Origin of the sequence: Paraburkholderia unamae, assembly GCF_003268775.1 — a bacterium.
GTDB classification, from domain to species: domain Bacteria; phylum Pseudomonadota; class Gammaproteobacteria; order Burkholderiales; family Burkholderiaceae; genus Paraburkholderia; species Paraburkholderia unamae.
This window is the reverse complement of the sequence record NZ_QLSU01000012.1, coordinates 40,438-61,591: the sequence shown is the minus strand read 5'-3', so window position 1 is coordinate 61,591 and position 21,154 is coordinate 40,438. Positions and strand designations below refer to the sequence as shown.

General features: G+C 67.4%; 17 protein-coding genes. 3 read left to right on the top strand and 14 right to left on the bottom strand.

Annotation, left to right across the window (positions count from 1 at the left end; all coding sequences use genetic code 11):
- Positions 1 to 23 precede the first annotated feature (23 nt).
- A complete protein-coding gene (locus C7401_RS20565) occupies positions 24 to 1,274 on the bottom strand; it encodes a citrate/2-methylcitrate synthase (protein ID WP_112173240.1) in 1,251 nt (416 codons plus the stop codon).
- Positions 1,275 to 1,407: 133 nt separating this feature from the next.
- Between C7401_RS20565 and C7401_RS20560 the strand changes: the two genes are divergently transcribed.
- Positions 1,408 to 2,844 (top strand): CoA transferase, encoded by a 1,437-nt coding sequence (locus C7401_RS20560; protein WP_112173239.1) that lies wholly within the window; start codon positions 1,408 to 1,410, stop codon positions 2,842 to 2,844.
- A gap of 27 nt (positions 2,845 to 2,871) precedes the next feature.
- On the opposite strand, the gene C7401_RS20555 is transcribed toward C7401_RS20560, so the two are convergent.
- The gene (locus tag C7401_RS20555; protein WP_112173238.1) at positions 2,872 to 3,618 is read right to left on the bottom strand and encodes a GntR family transcriptional regulator; all 747 of its coding nucleotides are present in this window, start codon (positions 3,616 to 3,618) and stop codon (positions 2,872 to 2,874) included.
- A 161-nt stretch (positions 3,619 to 3,779) separates the two neighbouring features.
- On the opposite strand from C7401_RS20555, the gene C7401_RS20550 reads away from it, so the two are divergent.
- Positions 3,780 to 4,625, top strand: a complete 846-nt coding sequence (locus C7401_RS20550; RefSeq protein ID WP_112173237.1) for an aldo/keto reductase — start codon at positions 3,780 to 3,782, stop codon at positions 4,623 to 4,625.
- Between the two features lie 282 nt (positions 4,626 to 4,907).
- Here C7401_RS20550 and C7401_RS45025 read toward each other — a convergent pair whose 3' ends face one another.
- From C7401_RS45025 to C7401_RS20500, 11 genes are all read right to left on the bottom strand, one after another.
- A complete protein-coding gene (locus tag C7401_RS45025; protein ID WP_181565639.1) occupies positions 4,908 to 5,840 on the bottom strand; it encodes a hypothetical protein in 933 nt (310 codons plus the stop codon).
- A 540-nt stretch (positions 5,841 to 6,380) separates the two neighbouring features.
- Positions 6,381 to 8,501: a dipeptide ABC transporter ATP-binding protein gene (locus tag C7401_RS20545; protein WP_258397171.1), complete on the bottom strand. Its 2,121-nt coding sequence runs from the start codon at positions 8,499 to 8,501 to the stop codon at positions 6,381 to 6,383.
- Positions 8,498 to 9,442 (bottom strand): ABC transporter permease, encoded by a 945-nt coding sequence (locus tag C7401_RS20540; protein ID WP_112173236.1) that lies wholly within the window; start codon positions 9,440 to 9,442, stop codon positions 8,498 to 8,500. The genes C7401_RS20545 and C7401_RS20540 overlap by 4 nt, the downstream gene beginning before the upstream one ends.
- 5 nt (positions 9,443 to 9,447) lie before the next feature.
- Positions 9,448 to 10,476 (bottom strand): ABC transporter permease, encoded by a 1,029-nt coding sequence (locus C7401_RS20535; RefSeq protein WP_112173235.1) that lies wholly within the window; start codon positions 10,474 to 10,476, stop codon positions 9,448 to 9,450.
- A gap of 40 nt (positions 10,477 to 10,516) precedes the next feature.
- The gene (locus tag C7401_RS20530; protein WP_112173234.1) at positions 10,517 to 12,214 is read right to left on the bottom strand and encodes an ABC transporter substrate-binding protein; all 1,698 of its coding nucleotides are present in this window, start codon (positions 12,212 to 12,214) and stop codon (positions 10,517 to 10,519) included.
- 269 nt (positions 12,215 to 12,483) lie between these two features.
- Positions 12,484 to 13,506: a HoxN/HupN/NixA family nickel/cobalt transporter gene (locus C7401_RS20525; RefSeq protein WP_112173233.1), complete on the bottom strand. Its 1,023-nt coding sequence runs from the start codon at positions 13,504 to 13,506 to the stop codon at positions 12,484 to 12,486.
- 27 nt (positions 13,507 to 13,533) lie between these two features.
- Positions 13,534 to 14,049, bottom strand: coding sequence for a cupin domain-containing protein (locus tag C7401_RS20520; protein WP_112173232.1), 516 nt, complete (start codon positions 14,047 to 14,049; stop codon positions 13,534 to 13,536).
- A gap of 241 nt (positions 14,050 to 14,290) precedes the next feature.
- Complete coding sequence (gene fusA, locus C7401_RS20515) at positions 14,291 to 16,399, bottom strand: elongation factor G (protein WP_112173413.1); 2,109 nt, start codon at positions 16,397 to 16,399, stop codon at positions 14,291 to 14,293.
- A 282-nt stretch (positions 16,400 to 16,681) separates the two neighbouring features.
- Complete coding sequence (locus C7401_RS20510; protein WP_165842008.1) at positions 16,682 to 17,200, bottom strand: DUF192 domain-containing protein; 519 nt, start codon at positions 17,198 to 17,200, stop codon at positions 16,682 to 16,684.
- A 236-nt stretch (positions 17,201 to 17,436) separates the two neighbouring features.
- On the bottom strand, positions 17,437 to 17,643 hold the full coding sequence (locus C7401_RS20505) for a hypothetical protein (RefSeq protein WP_112173230.1): 207 nt from the start codon (positions 17,641 to 17,643) through the stop codon (positions 17,437 to 17,439).
- A gap of 363 nt (positions 17,644 to 18,006) precedes the next feature.
- Positions 18,007 to 18,588, bottom strand: a complete 582-nt coding sequence (locus tag C7401_RS20500) for a pseudouridine synthase (RefSeq protein WP_112173229.1) — start codon at positions 18,586 to 18,588, stop codon at positions 18,007 to 18,009.
- 449 nt (positions 18,589 to 19,037) lie between these two features.
- On the opposite strand from C7401_RS20500, the gene icd reads away from it, so the two are divergent.
- Entirely contained in the window at positions 19,038 to 20,294 is a 1,257-nt protein-coding gene (icd, locus tag C7401_RS20495) for an NADP-dependent isocitrate dehydrogenase (protein WP_112173228.1), read from the top strand.
- A gap of 61 nt (positions 20,295 to 20,355) precedes the next feature.
- On the opposite strand, the gene C7401_RS20490 is transcribed toward icd, so the two are convergent.
- The gene (locus tag C7401_RS20490; protein WP_146757961.1) at positions 20,356 to 21,051 is read right to left on the bottom strand and encodes a lipid-binding SYLF domain-containing protein; all 696 of its coding nucleotides are present in this window, start codon (positions 21,049 to 21,051) and stop codon (positions 20,356 to 20,358) included.
- Positions 21,052 to 21,154: the final 103 nt, after the last annotated feature.

Genomic DNA, 21,154 nt, shown 5'->3' with positions numbered 1-21,154 from the left:
CCTCGGATCGCACCTTGCGCGGGCTACGCGACGTGGCCCGCGCTGTCGTCCGTTGCCCCCGCCATTTCCCCCACATAGCGTGCGCGCGGGCGAATCAGCCTGCCGTCGGCGGTTTGCTCCAGCGCGTGCGCGATCCAGCCCGTCACTCGGCCAACGGCGAACAGCGTGAACGCCGCGCCGCGCGGCAGCGCGAGCACGCGCTCGATGGCGGCGAGCGCGAAGTCGAGTGTGGGCCGCGCGCCGTTCGTTTCGGCCACGGCTTGCGCGAGCGCGTCGACATCGTCCATGGGCGAGCGCGCCGGCGCGCGCTGCGCGAGCAGATCCAGCAGCAGGCGCGCACGCGGATCGCCATCGGGATAGAGCGGGTGCCCGAAGCCGGAGAGCGGCGGCGCGACGCCGCGCTCGTCGGGCGCAAGGCGTGCCGCGAGGTAGCGATGCAGGTCGTCGGCGCGCGCGGCTTCGTCGAAGAGGGCGGCCACGCGCGTGGTTTCGCCGCCGTGCCGCGGACCGGCGAGCGCGGCAAGTCCACCCGTCGCCGCGCCGAACAGGTGCGTGCCCGTGGAGGTGATGCACCGCACCGTGAACGTCGAGGCGTTCAGTTCGTGGTCGGCGCATAGCACGAGCGCCGCGCGCAGCAGATCGGTCTGCGCGCGCGAGCGCACGCCCCAGGCGTCGCCCAGCTGGCGGTGCAACGGTTCGTTCGAAGGCGCGGCCGAAACGAGCGCGGCGGCGAGCAGGCGCATGAGGATCGCACCGGTATCGATTTGTGCGTCGCGGCTTTGCGCCCAGACGCGCGGCATCTGCGCGGCGGCGGCGGGCAGCAGCACGAGCGCGAGTTCGAGCGGCGTGTGCGCGCTCCAGATCTTCAGCCATGCCGACCATTGCGCGGCCGCGATCGGCGCGCCCGGCGCCTCCACGATGCGGCGCGGCGTGCACTGCCAGAGCCGTGCCGCGACGTCCTCCAGCGAGGCCTGGCGCGCGAGGGCGATGGCGTCTTCGCCGCGATAGTAGAGCTTGCCGCCGGCGATCAGCGTGATCGACGATTCGAGCACGGGCACGCCCCAGTCGAGCACCTTCTGGAGGACCTTGCCCGCGCGTTTGCCGTCGGCCTTGCGGCGCGCGAGGCGGCGCACCTCGGCGGCCGCGTAGCGGTTGTGGCGGCCGTCGGGTGAGGGCGTGGAGCCGATCAGTCCGCGGCTCACATAGGCATACAGCGTGGCCCGGCTGATGCCGAGCGCGGCGGCGGCCTCGGCCGCGGTCATATAGCTGGACATGGTGGTGCGCCTCCCGGAACCGGAGAAATCAATCTATGTTGATCATGATAATCAAGATTGATTCGAGATTCGAGCGGCGCGACGATGCCATCACACGAACCCGGCCACTGACCTCGCACAAGGACCTCACGCCATGACGCCACGCGACGCGCTCGAACACCTCTGGATGCTGGCCGACTGCGACCCGGCCGCGCTCGGCCTGCTCGACGTCGAAGGCGACGATCCGGGCCTGCCGTCGGTTTTTCGCGTGGGTACGCTGGCGGCGGCGAGCATCGGCGCGGCGGGGCTCGCCGCCGCGCAACTGCATGCGGCGCGCAGCGGGCGTAGCCAACGTGTGGGGATCGACATGCGCCGCGCGCTCGCGGCGTTTCGCAGCGAGCGCTATTTGAGCGTGGACGGCAAGCCGCCCACCGAGCTGCGGCATCCCGTGACGGGCCATTTCCCCACCGGCGACGGCCGCTGGGTCCAACTGCACGCGAACTTCCCGCATCACCTCGCGGGCATCCTGCGCGTACTCGGCTGCGCGGACGACCGCGACGCGGTGGCGCGCGCGATCCTCGGCTGGGAAGGCGCGGCGCTCGACGACGCGCTCGCGCAAGCCGGCCTGTGCGCCGCGCTCGTGCGTGCGCCGCGCGAGTGGGCCGCGCACGAACAGGCGAGGGCGGTGGCGAGCTTGCCGTTGTTCGAGATCGAGCGTATCGGTGACTCGCCGGTCGAGGCGCCGCGCGCGGGCAGCGGCGTGCGCGCGCTCGAAGGCGTGCGCGTGCTGGACCTCACGCGCATCATCGCGGGGCCGGTGTGCGGGCGCACGCTAGGACAGCACGGTGCGGACGTGCTGCTCGTGAACGGCCCGCACTTGCCGAATATCGCGCCGCTTGTGATCGACAACGGGCGCAGCAAGCGTTCGGCCACGCTCGACTTGCGCGACGAAGCCGCGTGCGGGCAGTTGCGCGCGCTCGTGCGCGACGCCGATGTGTTCGTGCAGGGCTACCGCCCCGGCGCGCTCGCCGCGCGCGGATTTGCGCCCGAAGCGCTTGCGCAGCGGCGGCCCGGCATCGTGTGCGTGTCGATCAGTGCGTATGGCCATCGCGGGCCGTGGCGCGAGCGGCGCGGCTTCGACAGCCTCGTGCAGTCGGCGAGCGGCATCGTCTGGGCGGAGAGCGTCGCCGCCGCGCGCGTGGGCAACAGTGCCGCTATCAGCGCGGGCGCGCAACCGTTCGCGCAGGCCCGCCCGCTGCCGTGCCAGGCGCTCGATCACGCCACGGGCTATCTCGCGGCGTTCGGCGCGATAGTTGCGCTCGCGCGGCGCATGCGCGAGGGCGGCAGCTGGCATGTGCGCCTCTCGCTCGCGCAAACGGGCCGCTGGCTCCAGACGATGGGCACGCTCGACGACGGCCAGCGCGCGCCCGAGGTGAGCGCCGCCGATATCGCCGATTGTCTCGAGGAGATGGCCTCGCCGTTCGGGCGCGTGCGCGCGGTGGCGCCCGCCGAGCGGCTCGAACTCACGCCGCCGTTTCACTCGCGCGCGCCGGTGCCGATCGGCACGGACGCGCCGGTGTGGCTCGCGTGAGGGCGTGCGCCATGAACCGGAGCGGGCTTACTTCCTCAGTTCCGCGACGAAATCGTAGTAGTCGTTGCGGCAGTAGGTGTCGGTGAGCTCGATGGCGCGCTGGTCGGCGGTGTAGCCCACGCGCGTGATGAGCAGCAGCGCCTCGTTGGGCGCGATGCTCATTTGCCGCGCGATTTCCTCGCTCGCGTTCACGGCGCGAAAGTGTTGCAGCGCGCGCACGATCGACAGCCCGCGCTGTTCGAGGAAGCTGTAGAGCGAGTCGCCGATCGCATTGGGATCGGGAATCAGCGCGGCGGGAAAGGTGGAATTCTCGACGGCCATGACGATGCCGTCGGCCAGACGCAGCCGCTTCAGGCGCGTGACGGCCGCCGCCGGCGAGAGCCCGAGCTGGATCACCTCGTCGCGGCTCGCGGGCTGGATCTCGCGCGCGAGCCAGCGCGAGCTGGGCGTGAAACCGCGCTGGCGCAGCATCTCGCTGAAGCTCGTGAGGCGCGAGAGCGGGTCTTCGATACGCGGCGTGATGAAGCTGCCCGCGCCCTGAGTGCGGCGAATCAGGCCCTGCTCGACGAGCAGTGCGATTGCCTTGCGCGCCGTGATGCGCGAAACGCCGAGCGATTCCGCGAGCACGCGCTCTGAAGGCAGCGCTTCGCCCGCGTTCCAGCGATTGTCGTGGATCGCGATGCTCAGCTTGCGCGCGAGCTGCAAATAGAGCGGGGTGTCGTTGTCCGGGTCCGGGCGCAGGTCGCGCCAGCGGTCTTCCGTGGGTGCGTTCATGAGAGTAAGGCATGAAAGGCGAACGGCAATTTTATGTCATCGGCGTACGAACACGTTAATGAACGGCTTGCGAAAGTGCGTATGACCGCATTGCACACCAGGCGATACACTGGTCGCTCGATGGGTACGACGCGCCGCGCGAGCGGGCGCAAAGGGAGATCATGACGACCGATATCGCCAGCGTCGCGTTGCCGGACGGCGAACGCATTCCAAAGCTCGGGCAGGGCACGTGGGAGATGGGCGAGCGCAGCGCGCATCGCACAGCGGAAATCGCCGCGCTGCGCGAAGGCGTCGCGCTCGGCATGACGCTCATCGACACCGCCGAGATGTACGGCGACGGCGCGACCGAGCGGCTCGTCGGCGAGGCCTTGCAGGGGCTGCGCGACGAGGTGTTTCTCGTGAGCAAGGTGTATCCGCACAATGCGAGCCGCAGCGGCGTGGCGCGCGCGTGCGAGGCGAGCCTGAAGCGTCTTGGCACCGATCGGCTCGATCTGTATCTGCTGCATTGGCGCGGCGGGGTGCCGCTCGCGGAGACCGTCGAAGGCTTCGAGGCGCTCGTGCGCGCGGGCAAGATCCGCCACTGGGGCGTGAGCAACTTCGACACCGACGACATGGAAGAACTGTTCGCGACGCCGGGCGGCGACGCGTGCGCGACCAACCAGATTCTCTATAACGTGGCGCGGCGCGGAGCCGAATTCGACCTGCTGCCGTGGAGTGCCGCGCAGCGCATGCCGGTGATGGCGTATAGCCCCGTCGATCACGCGCGGCTGCCACGGCGCTCGCCGCTCGACGATATCGCGCATGCGCATGGCGTGTCGGTCTATCGCGTGGCGATGGCGTGGGTGCTTCGGCAAAGCGGCGTGTGCGCGATTCCGAAGGCCGGGCGCGTGGAACACGTGCGCGACAATCGCGCCGCGCTCGACCTCGCGCTCAGCGCCGACGACTGCGCGGCGCTCGACGCTTATTTCAAGCCGCCGCGCAGCAAGCGTCCGCTGGAGATGCTGTAGCGAAAAGGAGGGCGCGGCGTCGGCGCTGGTGTTGGGCCGTGCGCCGCGCTCCAGCGCGTGGCCTAATGCGTGGCTTAGCGCATGCGCCGGTGCACGGCGAGCAGGCAGGGCGCGTGGCCGCCGGGCAGTGGCGCGATGCGCGCCGCGCAGCCGGCTTCCCGTCCCCGGCGGCGGGTCCCGGCCGGGGGACCGGAACGCCGCCGCCGACGCCAGGACTGACGCGATTGGCCGTCGCGCCAGATCGGGGTGGCTGCGGCGGCTTGCCTGCACCGCCGTGCAGGTTCAATGCCCGCCGCCATGGCCGCCACCGTGACCGCCGCCGTACCCGCCGCCCGGGCCGCCCGACGGTCCACCCTTGCCGAATCCGCCACCAAAGCCGCCACCGAATCCGCCGAACCCGCCGCCGAACCCGCCGCCAAAGCCGCCGCCGAATCCGCCTGCGGGGCCGCCCGAAGGTCCGCTGGCCGATCCGCCGTGACTGCCGCAACCACAGCCGCCTGAACTGCCGCCGCCGTTGTTGCCGCCACCGTTGTTACCACCGCCGTTGTTGCCACCGCCGTTGTTACCGCCGCCGTTGTTACCGCCGCCGTTGTTGCCACCGCTGCTGCTTCCTCCCTTTCCGCCCCCCGAACTGCTCGAGCCGCCACCCGACCCGCTCGGGCCCGTTCCACCTGCGCCTGAACTGCCGCTGCGGGCGGCGCCGGTGGAGCCGGAAGAGCCTGCGGTGCCGGCCGTAGCCGCGCCCGCATTGCCACTACCGTTGGTGTTGCCGTTTCCGCTGCTGCCTGCGCCGCTGCTGCCGCCATTGCCCGCGTTCGATGCGCTGGAGGCGCCCGGACCACGACCGTTGCCCCTGACGCAAGTGCCACCCGGTCGGGTGACGCAATCGTTTGGCGCGAACACCGCGGAAACGTCGCTTGCCAGGCTGGCCGAATCGGACTCCGAATCATTTTTCGAGGGCGTTGCCGAAGTAGACGTTCCTTCGCTGGACATTTGCGCGCCAGGCGACTGCGCAACCGGCGCACCGAAGATTCCCCCGCCTTCCGCGCCGCTCGCGGGCAAGGGCGCGTCCGCGACGAGAATGACCGGATTGATGGCATCGCTGTCCGCTGCATGTGCGGCGATTGCAGGGAACAGAACGCCTGCTCCCACCACGCACATTGCCGCTCCCCGGGCGATAGCATAGTAATGCTTATTAATCGCTGTCATTTTCATCGTTTTCTCCCCGCGAGGCGGCAGCGTCATGCGCCGTCGCCTCTCATCCCCGTGCAGGGCGGCACGCCTTGTGTGCGTGCGCCGCTCCCCGTCAGGCACACATCCCGATGTCCCGATTCGGGCCTGCCTGCATTGCCACATCAGCGCTACAAAAAAAGCAACCGGCCGACCGCGCGCCGGATGGCCGGATCAGGCAGGACTACTTGTGGATTGTCGGAGCCACTGGCGTGGGACGGCAGATGACAAGCGCGTCGAGCAGCCGGCCATCCGTCCGCCCGTCGTGACGACCCGCGCTGTCGCGCCGGATTGCAGCGGCCGGATGCCTGGTGCCGTTGTAGCCAGTTTTGTGCCATCGGTCCGGCAGCGGCGCGCGCGGTGGACTTGACAATTCATGTGTCGCCCGCGTGACTGAAATCGAGCCAAAAACGTTTCGGCGATGAAACGCGGGGGCCGTGCAGCGCGATTCGCGTTGCAAAGGCGGCCAGCGCAACGATTCTCGCGTACGCCGGCGCTTTGCTCGCTGTGCGCGCTACCGCACACTCAGGTCGCCGGCAGCGTGTCCTTCGCCGCGCTCTGTTGTGCGCGCAGTGCATCGAGCGGGATGTGACAGAGAATGCGATGATCGCCGCCCGCATCGGCGAGAGGCGGGGGCGTTTCGTCGCAAAGGGCGCCGAGCTTGCGCGGGCAGTGCGCACTGAAAACGCAGCCCTGCTGCGCGTTGCGCGTGCGCGGCGCGGCATTGGCTGGCGGCGCGCCCAGGGCGCGTGCGGCAAGCAGCGTTTCTGTATACGGATGCCACGGGCCGTCGAACACCGCGCCCGCGGGACCGCTTTCCACCACGCGTCCCGCGTAGAGCACGACGATGCGATCGGCGAGATAGCGCACGACATCGAGATCGTGCGAGATGAACAGATAGCTCACGTCGCGCTCGCGTTGCAGGCGCGCGAGCAGATTCAGAATGGCGGCCTGCACGGAGACATCGAGCGCGGAGGTGGGCTCGTCGCAGATCACGATGCGCGGCTCGCCCGCGAATGCCTGGGCGATCGCCACGCGCTGCTTGAGGCCGCCCGAGAGCTGACGCGCGCGCGCCGCGAGATAGCGCGCGGGCACGCGCACGGCTTCGAGCAGGCCGGCCACGCGTGAATCCTCGGTGGCATCGTGCTCCGCGTGAACGGCCCCGGCAGCCTCGCGCCGCCGCGCCAGCGCGCGAGAGATCAGCCGCTTCACGGGCAGCGCGCGATTGAGCGAGGCATCCGGATGCTGGAACACCACGCGCAGCGCGGCGCGCTCCTCGGCGCGACGCCGTGCAACGTGCGCATGCAGGGGCTTGCCGTCGAGTTCGACGGCGCCGCCCGCATCGGGCGCGTGCAGGCCGAGCAGCAGCCGCGCAAGCGTCGTCTTGCCGCTGCCCGACTCGCCCACGAGGCCGAGCGTCTCGCCCGCATGCAACTCGATCGACACGCCGTCGAGCGCACGCACCGCGTTCGCGCCGTGCCCGAACGTGCGCGAGACATCGCGCGCGCGCAGCACCACGCGCGGTGCGCCTTCGCGCGTCGAGGTCGAGGGTGTTTCGCTTGCGGATTGCGGGCCATCGTCGCCTGCGATCAGATTCCCGAAGGGCAATTCCATCGCGCGCTCGTGATAGTGGCAGCGCGACATCTGCTCGCCGTGGGCCGACGTCATGCGATGCGGCGGCGGCGCGTGTTCGCGGCAGCGCGCATCGGCAAGCCGGCAGCGCGGCGCGTAGATGCAGCCCGCCGTGCTCGCGCCGGGCGCGGGCAATTCGCCCGGAATGGTGTCGAGTGCGCCTGCGTGCTTGTTGCGCCCGTGCGCGGGCAGGCAGCGCAGCAGGCCGACCGTGTACGGATGGCGCGCGTGCTCGAACACGTCGCGCGTCGCGCCTTCCTCTACGAGACGTCCCGCGTAGAGCACGCCCACGCGCTCGCACATGCGCCCGATCACCGCGAGATCGTGGCTGATGAGCAGCACCGCCATGCCCAGTTCCACGCGCAGCTTCGCAATGAGGTCGAGCACTTCGGCTTCGACGGTGGCGTCGAGGCCCGTGGTCGGTTCGTCGAGAATCAGGAGCGTGGGGTTCGACGCGAGCGCCATCGCGATCACCACGCGCTGTTGCATGCCGCCCGAGAGCTGGTGCGGATAGCTCGCCAGCACGCGGCCCGGATCGGCAATGCGCACGCGCTCCAGCATTGCGTGCGAGCGCGTGCGCGCAACGCTTGCATCGGCGCCTGCGGCCTCGAACGCTTCGCTCAACTGGCGCGCAATGGTGAGCGTGGGATTGAGCGCGCCGGCCGGATCCTGATAGACCATCGATACCGCATTGGCGCGCAACGTGCGCAGACCGTCGGCGTCGAGCGCGAGCACGTCCTCGCCCGCGATCGCGATGCGTCCCGCCTTCACGCGGGCGTTGCGCGCGAGGTAGCGCAGCGCGGCGAGCGCGACCGTCGATTTGCCGCAGCCCGACTCGCCCACGAGCCCATACGCTTCGCCGCGCCGGATGCGCAGCGAGACGTCGGTGAGCACGTCGCGCTCGCGTCCGCGCATGCGATACGCGACGGTGAGGCCGACCAGCGCGAGCGCATCGTCTTCGCGCGGCGCGCTGAAGGTGGCGAGAGCGGGGCGGGCAGAAGCGGGCCGGTTCACGATTGGAGCACCTCGCGCAGGCTGTCGGCGATGAGGTTCACGGCCACCACGAGCGAGGCGATGGCGAGCGCGTCGAACGCCACGGTCCACCATGCGCCGCCCGCGAGCAGCGTGTACGACTCGGCGAGCGCGAGCCCCCAGTCGGCCGAAGGCGGCTGGATGCCGAAGCCGAGAAACGAGAGCGTGGCCACCGCGAAGATCGCGTAGCCGAGACGCACGGTCGCCTCGACGACAATGGGCGGCCACACGTTCGGCAGGATCTCGGTGAACATCACCGTGAACGCATTCGCGCCGCGCAAACGCGCGGCGGCCACATAGTCGAGATGGCGTTCCGCGAGCACCGCGGCGCGCACCGTGCGCGCAACGAGCGGCGCGAACGTCATGCCGATCACGAGCACCACGGCGAGGTTCGACGCGCCTACGGCTGCGATTACGAGGAGCGCGACGATCACGAGCGGCAGGGCGAGCACGGCGTCGAGCGTGCGCGCGACGAGCGTGCCGAACACGCCTTCGAAATAGCCCGTGACGAGTCCGAGCGCCGCGCCCGCGAGCGTACCCACGAGCGTGGCGAGCGGCGCGATCGTGAGGATGTCGCGTGCGCCCACGATCACGCGCGAGCAGATGTCGCGGCCGAGCTGATCGGTGCCGCACCAGTGCGCAGGGTCGGGCGGCAGGAGCGAGCTGAGCGGGTCGGACGCATACGCGTCGTGCGGCGCGAACCATTGGCCCGCGAGCGCGCAGAGCGTCCACCCGACGAGGATCAGCGCACCCGCGACGAACGAGGGCGAGCGCAGCAGCAGATGCAGCGTGTCGCGCAGGCGCGTGTCGGCAAGCGCTGCATCGGGGCGTTCGCCCGGCGGGTTCCCGTCCGGAACGGTTGGACCGTTTGGACCGTTTGGACCGTTTGGACCGTCGTCCGGTGAGATTGCTTCGGATGCCATATCGTTCATGCGCCTCCCGGAGCGCGCAGGCGCGGGTCGAGGAGCGCGTGCAAGGCGTCGGCAGCCAGATTGGCGAGCGTGTACACGGCGCCCACCGCGAGCACGCCCGCTTCCAGCAGCGGGAAATCCTTCGCCTTCGCCGCGTTGTAGATGAGCGAGCCGACGCCCGGATAGCGGAACAGCGACTCGACCACCACGAGCCCGCCGATCAGATAGCCAAGCTGCGTGGCCGCCACCGTGATGCTGGGCAGCAGCGCGTTGCGCAGCACGTGCCGCGTGATCACGACGTGGCTCGGCAAGCCCTTGAGGATCGCGGTGCGCGTGTAGTCGGCGTCGAGCGCCGCGATCGTGCCCGCGCGCGCGATGCGCGCGAGATAGCCGAAGAACACGAGCACGAGCGGCAGCACGGGCAACACGAGATGGCGCAATTGTTCGAGCGCGCCCGCGCCGGTGGGCGCGGTGGCTTCGACAGGCAGCCAGCGCAGCCAGATGCCGAAGATGAGGATCAGCACGATCGACGAGACGAACTCCGGCACGGCGCTCGCGCACAGGCCCCCCGTGCTGATCGCGCGATCGATCAGGCGGCCTTCGTGCAGCGCCGCCCACACGCCGCCCGCGATGCCGAGCGGCACCACCACCACGAACGCGAGCAGCCCGAGTTTGGCCGACTGCGCGAGCGCGTCGCCCACGAAGGGCGCGACAGGCTGCTTGTAGCTCCACGACACGCCGAAGTCGCCGCGCAGCGCATGCGTGATCCAGGAGAGATACTGGTCGAGGAGCGGCCGGTCCGCGCCCAGTTCGTGGTTGAGGGCGGCGACCGCGCGCGCGTCGGCGAGCGGCCCGAGCACTGCGCGGCCGATGTCGCCGGGCAGCAACTGGCCGCCCGCGAACACAAGCACCGAGAGCAGCCAGAGCGTGAAGATCGCCCATGCTGCGCGCCGGCCGAGAAAGCGCGCGACGCCCGCGCGCGGGGCGAGCGCACGCGGGCTCGCGATGCCGGTCGACTGGGGCGCTGGCGGGAGCGGAGTAGCCATCGGACCTCCGTTTCGGGTGCGCTCGCGTGGCGCGCCGGGTTCAGGCGGCGAGCGTGGCGCGATCGAAATAGAGCTGGGCGAGCGCGGTGAAGCGCACGCCGGAAAGCGCGGTGCGCTGCGCGATCAACTGGTCGTAGAAGTACGGGATGATCACGGGCGTCTCGTCGAGCAGAAGCGTCTGGATCTGACGCGCCACCTGTTTCTGGGCGGCCACGTCGAGCGTCGCCGCGAACTGCGCGACCAGTTTGTCGTACTGCGCGTTGCGAAAATGCGCAGCATTCCACGTGCCACCCGACGTGAGCGGCGCGTTGAGGAACACATTCGGCACGCCGCGATGCCCATAGTCGGTGATGCCGAGCGGCGAATCGAGCCAGTCCGATTTGCCGAACGTGCCCGCGCCGTAGTACTGCGACTGGCTCTCCACCTTGAGCGCGATGCGAATGCCGACGGCCTTCGCCGCGTTCTGCACGACCACGGCGAGGTCCGGTATCTCCATGTACTTCTCCGTGGTGAGCGTCACGTCGAAGCCACCCGCCACGCCCGCCTGCGCGAGCAACTGGCGTGCCTTCGCGAGATCGGCCTTGCGCTGGGGCACGTCGGTCGCCGTGGAGGGGAAGATCGGCGCGAAGGGGCTGTCGTTGCCCACCACGGCGCGGCCCTTGAACAGCCCGCGCACCATCACATCGCGATCGAGGGCGAGGGCGAGCGCCTGGCGCACGCGCTTGTCCTTGAACGTGGGCGAATCGTTGCGCATGTGGATCTGGCGGTGCGCGCTCGAGCGCACGCCGATCACTTTGAAGTCGGGGTTGTTGAGGATGCCGATGCCGCCCTGCACGGTGAAGGTGCCCATCACGTCGGCCTGGTGGCCTTGCAGTGCGAGCAGTTGCGCCTGCTCGTCGGCGTAGAACGCGAATTCCACGCGCGCGGGCAGTGCCTTGTCGCCCCAATAGTCGGGATTGCGCACGAAGCTCGCGCCGCGCCGCGCTTCGAATTTGTCGAGCTTGAATGCGCCGGTGCCGATAAAACTTTTTTCGTAATTGCCCGCATAGTTCGCGGGCAGCATCACGGCATTGTAGTTGTCCGAAGAAACGTAGTAGGCGAAGTTGCCGTTGGGCGCGTCGAGATGGAATTCCACCGTGTGCGCGTCGATGGCCTTCGTGCCGCCTTTGGAGAGCACGCCCTTGAGCACCGAGAGCGCGGCCGAGCCGCTGGCCGGGTCGGCGAGGCGGTCGAACGTCGCCACCACGTCCTTCGCGCCGAACGGCTGGCCGTCGTGAAATTTCACGTCGGGGCGCAGCTTGAACGTCCAGACGTCCGCTTTCGCATTCGCTTTCCACGAGAGCGCGAGGGCGGGTTGCAGACGGCCTTCGGCGTCGTCGTTGGCGAGGAATTCGCCGGTCTGGTTCAAGAGGCACAGCGCGCCCGCGTCGGTCACGGTGAGCGGATCGACGGCGCCCGCGGGCATCAGGTGCGCCACGCGGATCGTCTGGTTGCCGGGTTTGGCCGCGCCCTGCGCGTGGGCGCCGCGCGGCGCGGCAAGCGCCGCGAGTCCGGCAACGGCGGGCAGCGACGTGAGCCCGATGGCGCTCGCATAACGCAGCAGTTCGCGGCGCGTGAGGCGGCCGGCAAGGAATTCGTCGAGAGCGTGGTTGCCATGATCGCCGGCATGGGCGCGCAGCGGTTCGAGGCGGGACGGGTGGGACGCGTCATGCGGACGGCGGGACTGCGGTCGTTTCATCGGTGCGGGATTTCCGTGCGGTTCCGTTCAGGGGACGCGCGTGCCCCGAAGGCGGGCGCGACGGCGGCAAGCGGTGCGGCAGACGACGAATGGGTGAAGCGAAGTCGACAAGGTCGGCCTAGTTTACGCGCTTTCGGCAAACGAGGCGAAGGGTAGGGTTTCGCGGGGTTGCGCGCGCTCGCCGCGTTGTGCGCGCGCGCGGTGCGGCTCAGGTGCGGCTCAGGTGCGTTCAGCGGGACCTGGCCAGGCGCACGCACACTCGGCGCGGTTCACCGGGCCGCGGCGGGGCGGCGCCAGCGATGGAACAGCACCGAGCCGATCCAGCATGCGATAAACGCGGCGATGATGCCGTAGCCCAGTTCGCCGAAGCGCTCGTTCAGCCCGGCGACGAGCGTCCACGCGCCGCCGCTCGCACCAAGCTTCTCGCCGATGAGACCGAGCGCTTCCACGCCGCCGATCACGATCGCCACGAGCGCCGAGACGAACGTGATGCTCGCGTTGTAGTAGAGCTTGCGCTTGGGGTCGTCCATGGCCCAGCCGTAGGCGTGGACCATCAGCACGTTGTCGGTGGAATCGACGAGCGTCATGCCCGCCGTGAAGAGCGCCGGGAACACGAGAATCGAATACATGGGCAGGCCCTTGCCCGCTTCGGCGGCGGCGATGGCGAGCAGGCCGATCTCGGTGGCCGTGTCGAAGCCGAGGCCGAACAGCACGCCCACGGGGTACATGTGCCAGCTTTTCGTGACGAGCGCGAAGAGGGGGCGCAGCGCGCGCGAGAAAAGGCCGGCGGGCGCGGCAGCACGGGCGGCGGCCGCAAGCGCCGCGTCGTCGCCTTGTTGCGCGCGCCGGTAGCGCGTCCACACATCGCGCAGGATCACGAGGTTCACGCCCGCGAGCACGAGCAGGAAGGTGGACGAAACCAGCGTGCCGATGGTCGAGCCGATCTCGTGAAACTGCTCGAAGCGCCCGTGCAACGACAGTGCCGTGAGCGCGATGCCGAGCGTGGCGACGATCACGATGGTCGAATGCCCGAGCGAGAACGCGAGTCCCACGCCGAGCGGACGCTTGCCTTGCTGCATGAGCTTGCGCGTGACGGCGTCGATGGCGGCGATGTGGTCGGCGTCCACGGCATGGCGCAGGCCGAAGCCGTACGCGAGCAGCGCGGTGCCGAGCAGCAGCGGATAGTGGCGAAAGGCGATCAGCGCCCACGCCCACGCGCCGAGGTTGGCGGCGATGAGCGCGGCGTAGAGCGGAATCAGGCGGGCGCGGAGCGGGGCGGCGGGAGTCGTCATTGGGTCATGCAAACGTGGGCGGGTCGCTCAATGGTCGTGCGGATGCCGGTGGATCGGATCGACCCAGTACACGGTTTCCGGCGCTTCCACGGCGTCGATGTTCAGGTTCACGACAACAGCCTCGTTGTCGCTGCGCACCAGCACGCATTCGAGCGGGTCGTCGGTGCTCGCGTTGATCTCCTGGTGCGGCACGTAGGGCGGCACGAAAATGAAGTCGCCGGGGCCGGCTTCCGCCGTGAACTCCAGATGCTCGCCCCAGCGCATGCGCGCGTGCCCGCGCACGACGTAGATCACGCTTTCCAGCGCGCCGTGATGATGCGCACCCGTCTTCGCGTTCGGATGGATCGTGACCGTGCCCGCCCAGATTTTCTGCGCGCCCACGCGCGCCGCGTTGATGGCGGCCGCGCGGTTCATGCCCGGCGTTTGCGCGGTGTTCGCGTCGAGCTGGTCGCCGCGTATCACCTTGACGCCGTGCTCGCGCCAGTCGGGCGGGGCGTCGTCGTGATGCTCGTGGTCATGGTCGTGATCGTGATCGTGGCTCATCGTCGTGTCTCCTTCGTTTTGGCGGGCCGTGCCAGGCCCGCTTACGTATCGGCTCAATCAGGCTCAATCAGCTCAATCGGCTCATTGTGACATGGTCAAAAATAGGGCCGAGCGCCGTGCTCCACTGGATGGACAGCGCTTGCGGCGTTGGCTTGCGGACAGAAAAAAAGCCCGCCCCCGCGGCAAGGCGCGGGGACGGGCTTCGGTGCGCCGGGCGGGCTCAAGCCCGGCCAAGGCGCGTTCAGGCCTTCTTCGCGTTGATGACCGCTTCGGCCACGTTCTGCGGGGTTTCGGCGTAGTGCTTGAACTCCATCGTGTAGGTGGCGCGGCCCTGCGTGAGCGAGCGCAGCGACGTGGAGTAGCCGAACATCTCCGAGAGCGGCACTTCGGCGCGCACGATCTTGCCGCCGCCGCCCGCGATGTCCTCCATGCCCTGCACAATGCCGCGCCGGCTGGAGAGGTCGCCCATCACGTTGCCCATGAAGTCCTCGGGCGTTTCCACTTCCACGGCCATCATCGGTTCGAGCAGGATCGGCTTGGCCTTGCGCATCGCTTCCTTGAAGGCCATCGAACCGGCCATGCGGAAGGCGTTTTCGTTCGAGTCCACGTCGTGGTACGAACCGAACGTGAGCGTCACTTTCGTGTCCACCACGGGGTAGCCCGCGAGCACGCCCGCCTTGAGCGTTTCCTGGATGCCCTTGTCGACCGCCGGGATGAACTCGCGCGGAATCACACCGCCCTTGATGGCGTCGACGAATTCGTAGCCCTTGCCAGGCGGCTGCGGTTCGAGCGTGATGACCGCGTGGCCGTACTGGCCGCGCCCGCCCGACTGCTTGACGAACTTGCCTTCGACATCTTCGACCTTGTTCTTCACGGTCTCGCGGTACGCGACCTGCGGCTTGCCGACGGTCGCTTCCACGCCGAACTCGCGCCGCATGCGATCGACGAGAATTTCGAGGTGCAGCTCGCCCATGCCCGAGATGATCGTCTGGCCGGACTCTTCATCGGTTTGCACGCGGAACGACGGGTCTTCCTGCGCGAGACGATTGAGCGCGATGCCCATCTTCTCCTGGTCGGCCTTGGTCTTCGGCTCGACGGCCTGCGAGATCACGGGCTCGGGGAAGATCATCCTTTCGAGCACGATGGCATGCGCCGGATCGCACAGCGTGTCGCCCGTCGTCGCTTCCTTCAGGCCGACCGCGGCGGCGATGTCGCCCGCGCGCACTTCCTTGATTTCCTTGCGCTCGTTCGCGTGCATTTGCAGAATGCGGCCGAGGCGCTCCTTCTTGTCCTTGGTCGCGTTGAGCACCGTGTCGCCCGACTCCACCACGCCCGAATACACGCGGAAGAAGATCAACTGGCCGACAAACGGGTCGGTCATGATCTTGAACGCGAGCGCCGAGAACGGCTCGTCGTCGGTCGGGTGGCGCTCGATCTCCTTGTCGTGGAGATCGTGGCCGAGAATCGCGGGCACGTCGACAGGCGAGGGCAGATAGTCGATCACGGCGTCGAGCATGGCCTGCACGCCCTTGTTCTTGAACGCGCTGCCACAGAGCATCGGCACGATCTCGTTGGCGATCGTGCGCTTGCGCAGGCCGCCCTTGATCTCTTCCTCGGTCAGGCTCTCGTGATCTTCGAGATACTTTTCGAGCAGCGTTTCATCGGCTTCGGCGGCGGCTTCGACCATCTTCTCGCGCCACTCGTGCGCAAGCTCGACGAGATTCGCGGGAATCTCGGCGTATTCGAATTTCACGCCCTGGCTCTCGTCGTCCCAGACGATCGCCTTCATCTTCACGAGATCGACCACGCCCTGGAAGTGATCTTCCGCGCCCACCGGAATCTGGATAGGCACGGCCACGCCCTTCAGGCGCTCGCCGATCTGGCGCTGCACGCGGAAGAAGTCCGCGCCGACGCGGTCCATCTTGTTGACGAACGCGATGCGCGGCACCTTGTACTTGTTCGCCTGGCGCCACACGGTTTCCGACTGCGGCTGCACGCCGCCAACCGAGTCGTACACCATGCACGCGCCGTCGAGCACGCGCATGGAGCGCTCGACCTCAATGGTGAAGTCCACGTGCCCCGGCGTGTCGATGATGTTGATGCGGTGTTCGGGGTAATTGCCGGCCATGCCCTTCCAGAACGCAGTGGTCGCGGCCGAGGTGATCGTGATGCCGCGTTCCTGTTCCTGCTCCATCCAGTCCATGGTCGCCGCGCCGTCATGGACCTCGCCGAGCTTGTGATTCACGCCGGTGTAAAAAAGAATGCGCTCGGTGGTCGTGGTTTTGCCGGCATCGATATGAGCGCTGATCCCGATGTTGCGGTAGCGCTCAATGGGGGTCTTGCGAGGCACGGTGATCTCCTTGGAATGACGCGCCATGGAACTGCCGGGCGGCACGCGGCGCGGCCAGCGCGCGGCCCGATGCACCGCATGGCGCCGTCCGTCGTGGCACGTGTCATGCGGGGGATTAATAGGATAGCGCTTGCGCGCCGCTTTTGCAGGAAGGGCGTCGCGGCGGGGGCGTCTCGTTGCGGGCGGTGTCCGGAAGCACGCCGGCGGCGGATTGTCGCGCGGGCGCAAAAAAAGCCGGCGCCGCATGCGAGCGGGGCCGGCTTGCGCGCAGCGCGAGTCGGGTTACTGGAGCGGGGGCAGGCCCTGAAGCTTCATGCCGGGCTTGATGCCCTTTGCCGTGAACCAGCCCTTGGGCATTTCGAGCGCGAAGGTGCCGTTGTTGCGCGGGCAGTGGTTGTTGGTCGTTTCCGCCTGCATCTCGTCGATGTCGGTGATCGTGCCGTCGGCGCGAATGAACGCAATCGAGAGCGGGATCAACGTGTTCTTCATCCAGAAGCAGTGCACGGCGTTCTCGCCGAACACGAACAGCATGCCTTCGTTCGGGCCGAGCTGCGTGCGATACATGAGGCCTTGCTCGCGATCCGCGTCGTTGGCAGCGACGGCGGCGTCGATCACGAACATGCCCGCGGTGAGCTTCACACGCGGAAATTCACTGGGTTGCTTCGCGCCAGGCGGCATTTGCTGCGCCTGTGCGAGGGTCGACGTCGCCGCCGTGGTGAACATGAGCGCCGCGCAAGCGGCGAGAGGCAATGCGACGGCGAGCGCGCAGCGCACGAAAAACGGGCGCAGGGAAAATCGCACGAGAGACTCCTTGCTTGAGGTTAATCCGCGCATGTTACGCGACCAGGTCAGAACGGGTCAAAACGCGCTCGCGCGGCGCATATCACGCAATATGCTGCGCGAGATTATGCATGGCGAGCGGCGTGCGAAAAAAGCACGCGGCCAAACAAAAAGGCAGAACGCCTTGCGGCGCTCTGCCTTTCGTCGCGCTGAAGAGCGGCAACGTATGCCGTTCCTCTTTGCGTCTTACAGCAAGCTTACTCCGAAGCTGCCGAAGCGGCTTCAGCCTTCGCTGCCTTCTTGTGCGACGACTTCTTGTGCGACTTCTTGTGCGTTGCCTTGTGAGCCGGTGCCGAAGCAGCAGCAGCCGGTGCAGCAGCCGGTGCAGCTTCCGGAGCCGAAGCTTGTGCGAATGCAGCCGATGCGAAGAGGCCAGCGACCAGAGCAGCGATCAGTTTGTTCATGTTGTGAATCCTCAGCTTGAGTTAATTAACCAAGTGACCCGGTTATTGGAGTCAGGTCGGTAAACGTGCCATCCACCTTTCGGTTGACAGTCGCTTTCGACAAATTCGCGCGAATTTGCACGAATTGACGTTTCGCGTCTGCTAGCGGTCGGGACTGTGCATTGCTGCGAAGACCCTGAAGGCTGAATGCCGGATAGCTTCGGGAGGCATCTGCGTCGAATAACGCATGGTCTCGCGAGATGGTTGACGCGAAATTTTCGTTTGCTTTGCAACGGGCAAAAAATGAAAGGCGGGGGACGTGGTGCGCGATTCGCACGAAATCGCACAACGCGCGAAAAGTGCTTGCGCAACAGTTACTTGTCGTTACTTGTGTTTATGAGATGTGCTTTGCCACGGCGCATTCGTGGGCACGTCGAGGCTTTCACCGGGAGCGAGGCCCAGCGAAAAAATATCGAGTGCGCCGATTGCGACGCGCACGAGCCGCAGCGTCGGATAGCCCACGGCAGCGGTCATGCGACGCACCTGGCGATTCTTGCCTTCACTGATCGCAATTTCGACCCATGTGGTGGGGATCGCGGCGCGATAGCGAATCGGCGGATTGCGCGGCCACAAATTTTCAGGCTCGGCGATGCGCTTCGCGCGACACGGTTGTGTCACGAAGTCGCCGAGATCGACGCCGCGTTCGAGCGCGGCAAGCGCTGCCTCGTCGGGCGCGCCTTCCACTTGCGCCCAATAACGCTTCACGAGCTTGCGTCGCGGTTCAGCAATGCGTGCCTGCAATGTGCCATCGTCGGTGAGAAGCAGCAGGCCTTCACTGTCGGAGTCGAGACGCCCGGCCGGATAGACGCCCGGCACCTTCACCCAGTCCGCCAGTGATTGACGGGTTTCATGCGGCGAGAATTGGCAGATTGTGCCGAACGGTTTATTGAGGGCGATCAAACGCATGACAGGAATGTGAGAGCAAATCGATGGCGGGCTGGCGCCGTGATCTTAAAGCATAATCGGTTTCGTTATTTCTTATGTCTTATATAAGACATAAGATGTGAGCGGGCTGGATCGCGGGTTGACCGGCAGCCTCACGGGATGCGGCGGTGCAGCATCGCAAGCCGCGTGCGGGGCGCGCGAATGCGCGTGTTGGGCGCGGCACGCATGCGCGGGGCGTGGGCTAGAATAACCGCCAGACCCTCACGCGCACGGGCCGCCCGCGCAGCACTGCATGTGCAGTGCGCCTTATGCCGCGTGCCCCTGGACAGTCTTGCTGCGAACATCGACCGCGCCGGATGTCGAGAAGCTGCAACGGCGAGATGCCTCTTGCGCCGGACGAATGGCTTCGTCGCCTCGACACGCGCTGCGTCACACCCGCTACAACAGCCTTGCCCTTACTGGAGTCGATCATGTCGTATCAGCACATCAAGGTTCCGACCGGCGGTGAAAAGATCACCGTCAATCCGGACTTCTCGCTCAACGTTTCCGACCAGCCGATCATCCCGTACATCGAAGGCGACGGCACGGGCGTGGATATCACGCCCGTCATGCTCAAGGTGGTCGATGCGGCGGTGGAAAAGGCCTACGGCGGCAAGCGCAAGATCCACTGGATGGAAATCTACGCGGGCGAGAAGGCCACGCGCGTGTACGGCCCCGACGTATGGCTGCCCGACGAGACGCTCGACGTCGTGAAGGAATACGTGGTCTCGATCAAGGGCCCGCTCACGACGCCCGTGGGCGGCGGCATCCGTTCGCTCAACGTCGCGCTGCGCCAGCAACTCGACCTTTACGTTTGTCTGCGACCTGTCCAGTACTTCAAGGGTGTGCCCTCGCCGGTGCGTGCGCCCGAGAAGGTCAACATGGTGATCTTCCGCGAGAACTCGGAAGACATTTATGCGGGCATCGAGTGGCCCGCGGAATCCGAAGGCGCGAAGAAGATCATCAAGTTTTTGCGCGATGAGATGGGCGTTTCGAAGATCCGCTTTCCCGATAGCTCGGGTTTGGGCATCAAGCCGGTCTCGCGCGAGGGCACGGAGCGCCTCGTGCGCAAGGCGATCCAGTATGCGATCGACAACGAGCGCCGCTCGGTCACGCTCGTGCACAAGGGCAACATCATGAAGTTCACCGAAGGCGCGTTCCGCGACTACGGTTACGCGCTCGCGCAAAAGGAGTTCGCGGCCGAACTGATCGATGGCGGCCCGTGGATGAAGATCAAGAACCCGAAGACGGGCGGCGACATCGTGATCAAGGACGTGATTGCCGACGCGTTCCTCCAGCAGATCCTGCTGCGCCCGGCCGAATACGACGTGATCGCCACGCTGAACCTGAACGGCGACTACATCTCCGACGCGCTGGCGGCGCAGGTGGGCGGCATCGGCATCGCACCGGGTGCGAATCTTTCGGACTCCGTGGCAATGTTCGAGGCGACGCACGGTACGGCGCCGAAGTACGCGGGCAAGGACTACGTGAATCCGGGCTCCGAGATTCTCTCGGCGGAGATGATGCTGCGTCACCTCGGCTGGGTCGAGGCGGCAAACCTCATCATTGCGTCGATGGAGAAGTCGATTCTGCAAAAGCGCGTCACGTATGACTTCGCGCGTTTGATGGAAGGAGCGACGCAGGTGTCGTGCTCGGGGTTCGGGCAGGTGATGATCGAGAATATGTAAGCGTGTCACGCCTACGTTAAGGGGCCGCACGCCCCAATGCAAAACGCCGGCTGAACGATGGTTAGCCGGCGTTTTCATTGTCATTGGCGTAGTACGGCCAAAGATCACTGACTCCCACGATCACGACGCTCGTGCCCGAACCGATCGACCCGCCGCTGCTTTCGTCGAGGTATTGCTTCGCCCCCGCCTGCAAGCCGTACGAGAGCGCACGGGCGTTGTAGTAGCCGAGCACCTTGCCGCCAGCGAGGAAGTCCACCTTCACGATGCCTGATAACATAAGGATGCCGTATGAATTCGCGGCCAGGGCTTTCGCATGCGCCATGATGGGGTACAGGTTGTTCATGGCCGCGCGCGCGTCGTGGCGTCTGCCGTGCGATATGATGATGCGCATCAACTCAGTCAGTTCGTTTCCCCAGGTCGCATGATTTTTCTGTGCCGTCTCCTTCTTGCCTGTCTGTTCGCGTTCTTCGCCGTGCGCGGCGCGTCGGCATGCGAGCACACGCAACGCACGCAGCACATTGCGCCGGTGGCGCACGCCGTTGTTGCGGCCGGCGACCATTGCGGCACGACGAATGACGGCGGCATGGCGGAAACCGGGCGCCATGGTTCGCATGGTCACTGCGGCGCGAGTTGTTGCGTCGCCGGTTGCGGTGCGCACTGCGGCGCGCCGCCCGTTGCGACTTCGTTCGGCGTCGGGATGCGCGCCGGTTCCATGCCCGCCGTCCCGCCCGTGACCCTGCGTGCCGGGATTACGCACGCGCCTCCCTTGCCTCCTCCCATCGCCTGAACACGGCCGCTCGCGCATCGTCGGGCGCGGCCCGTTGTTTTTCCGAGGTGCTTCGCGCGCGGGCAGCGCAGGC

What these genes read in the sequence shown, in the direction of transcription:
- C7401_RS20565 (WP_112173240.1), bottom strand. Translation starts at nt 1,274, where the DNA reads ATGTCCAGCTATATGACCGCGGCCGAGGCCGCCGCCGCGCTCGGCATC.
- C7401_RS20560 (WP_112173239.1), top strand. Translation starts at nt 1,408, where the DNA reads ATGACGCCACGCGACGCGCTCGAACACCTCTGGATGCTGGCCGACTGC.
- C7401_RS20555 (WP_112173238.1), bottom strand. Translation starts at nt 3,618, where the DNA reads ATGAACGCACCCACGGAAGACCGCTGGCGCGACCTGCGCCCGGACCCG.
- C7401_RS20550 (WP_112173237.1), top strand. Translation starts at nt 3,780, where the DNA reads ATGACGACCGATATCGCCAGCGTCGCGTTGCCGGACGGCGAACGCATT.
- C7401_RS45025 (WP_181565639.1), bottom strand. Translation starts at nt 5,840, where the DNA reads ATGAAAATGACAGCGATTAATAAGCATTACTATGCTATCGCCCGGGGA.
- C7401_RS20540 (WP_112173236.1), bottom strand. Translation starts at nt 9,442, where the DNA reads ATGGCATCCGAAGCAATCTCACCGGACGACGGTCCAAACGGTCCAAAC.
- C7401_RS20535 (WP_112173235.1), bottom strand. Translation starts at nt 10,476, where the DNA reads ATGGCTACTCCGCTCCCGCCAGCGCCCCAGTCGACCGGCATCGCGAGC.
- C7401_RS20530 (WP_112173234.1), bottom strand. Translation starts at nt 12,214, where the DNA reads ATGAAACGACCGCAGTCCCGCCGTCCGCATGACGCGTCCCACCCGTCC.
- C7401_RS20525 (WP_112173233.1), bottom strand. Translation starts at nt 13,506, where the DNA reads ATGACGACTCCCGCCGCCCCGCTCCGCGCCCGCCTGATTCCGCTCTAC.
- C7401_RS20520 (WP_112173232.1), bottom strand. Translation starts at nt 14,049, where the DNA reads ATGAGCCACGATCACGATCACGACCATGACCACGAGCATCACGACGAC.
- C7401_RS20505 (WP_112173230.1), bottom strand. Translation starts at nt 17,643, where the DNA reads ATGAACAAACTGATCGCTGCTCTGGTCGCTGGCCTCTTCGCATCGGCT.
- C7401_RS20500 (WP_112173229.1), bottom strand. Translation starts at nt 18,588, where the DNA reads ATGCGTTTGATCGCCCTCAATAAACCGTTCGGCACAATCTGCCAATTC.
- icd (WP_112173228.1), top strand. Translation starts at nt 19,038, where the DNA reads ATGTCGTATCAGCACATCAAGGTTCCGACCGGCGGTGAAAAGATCACC.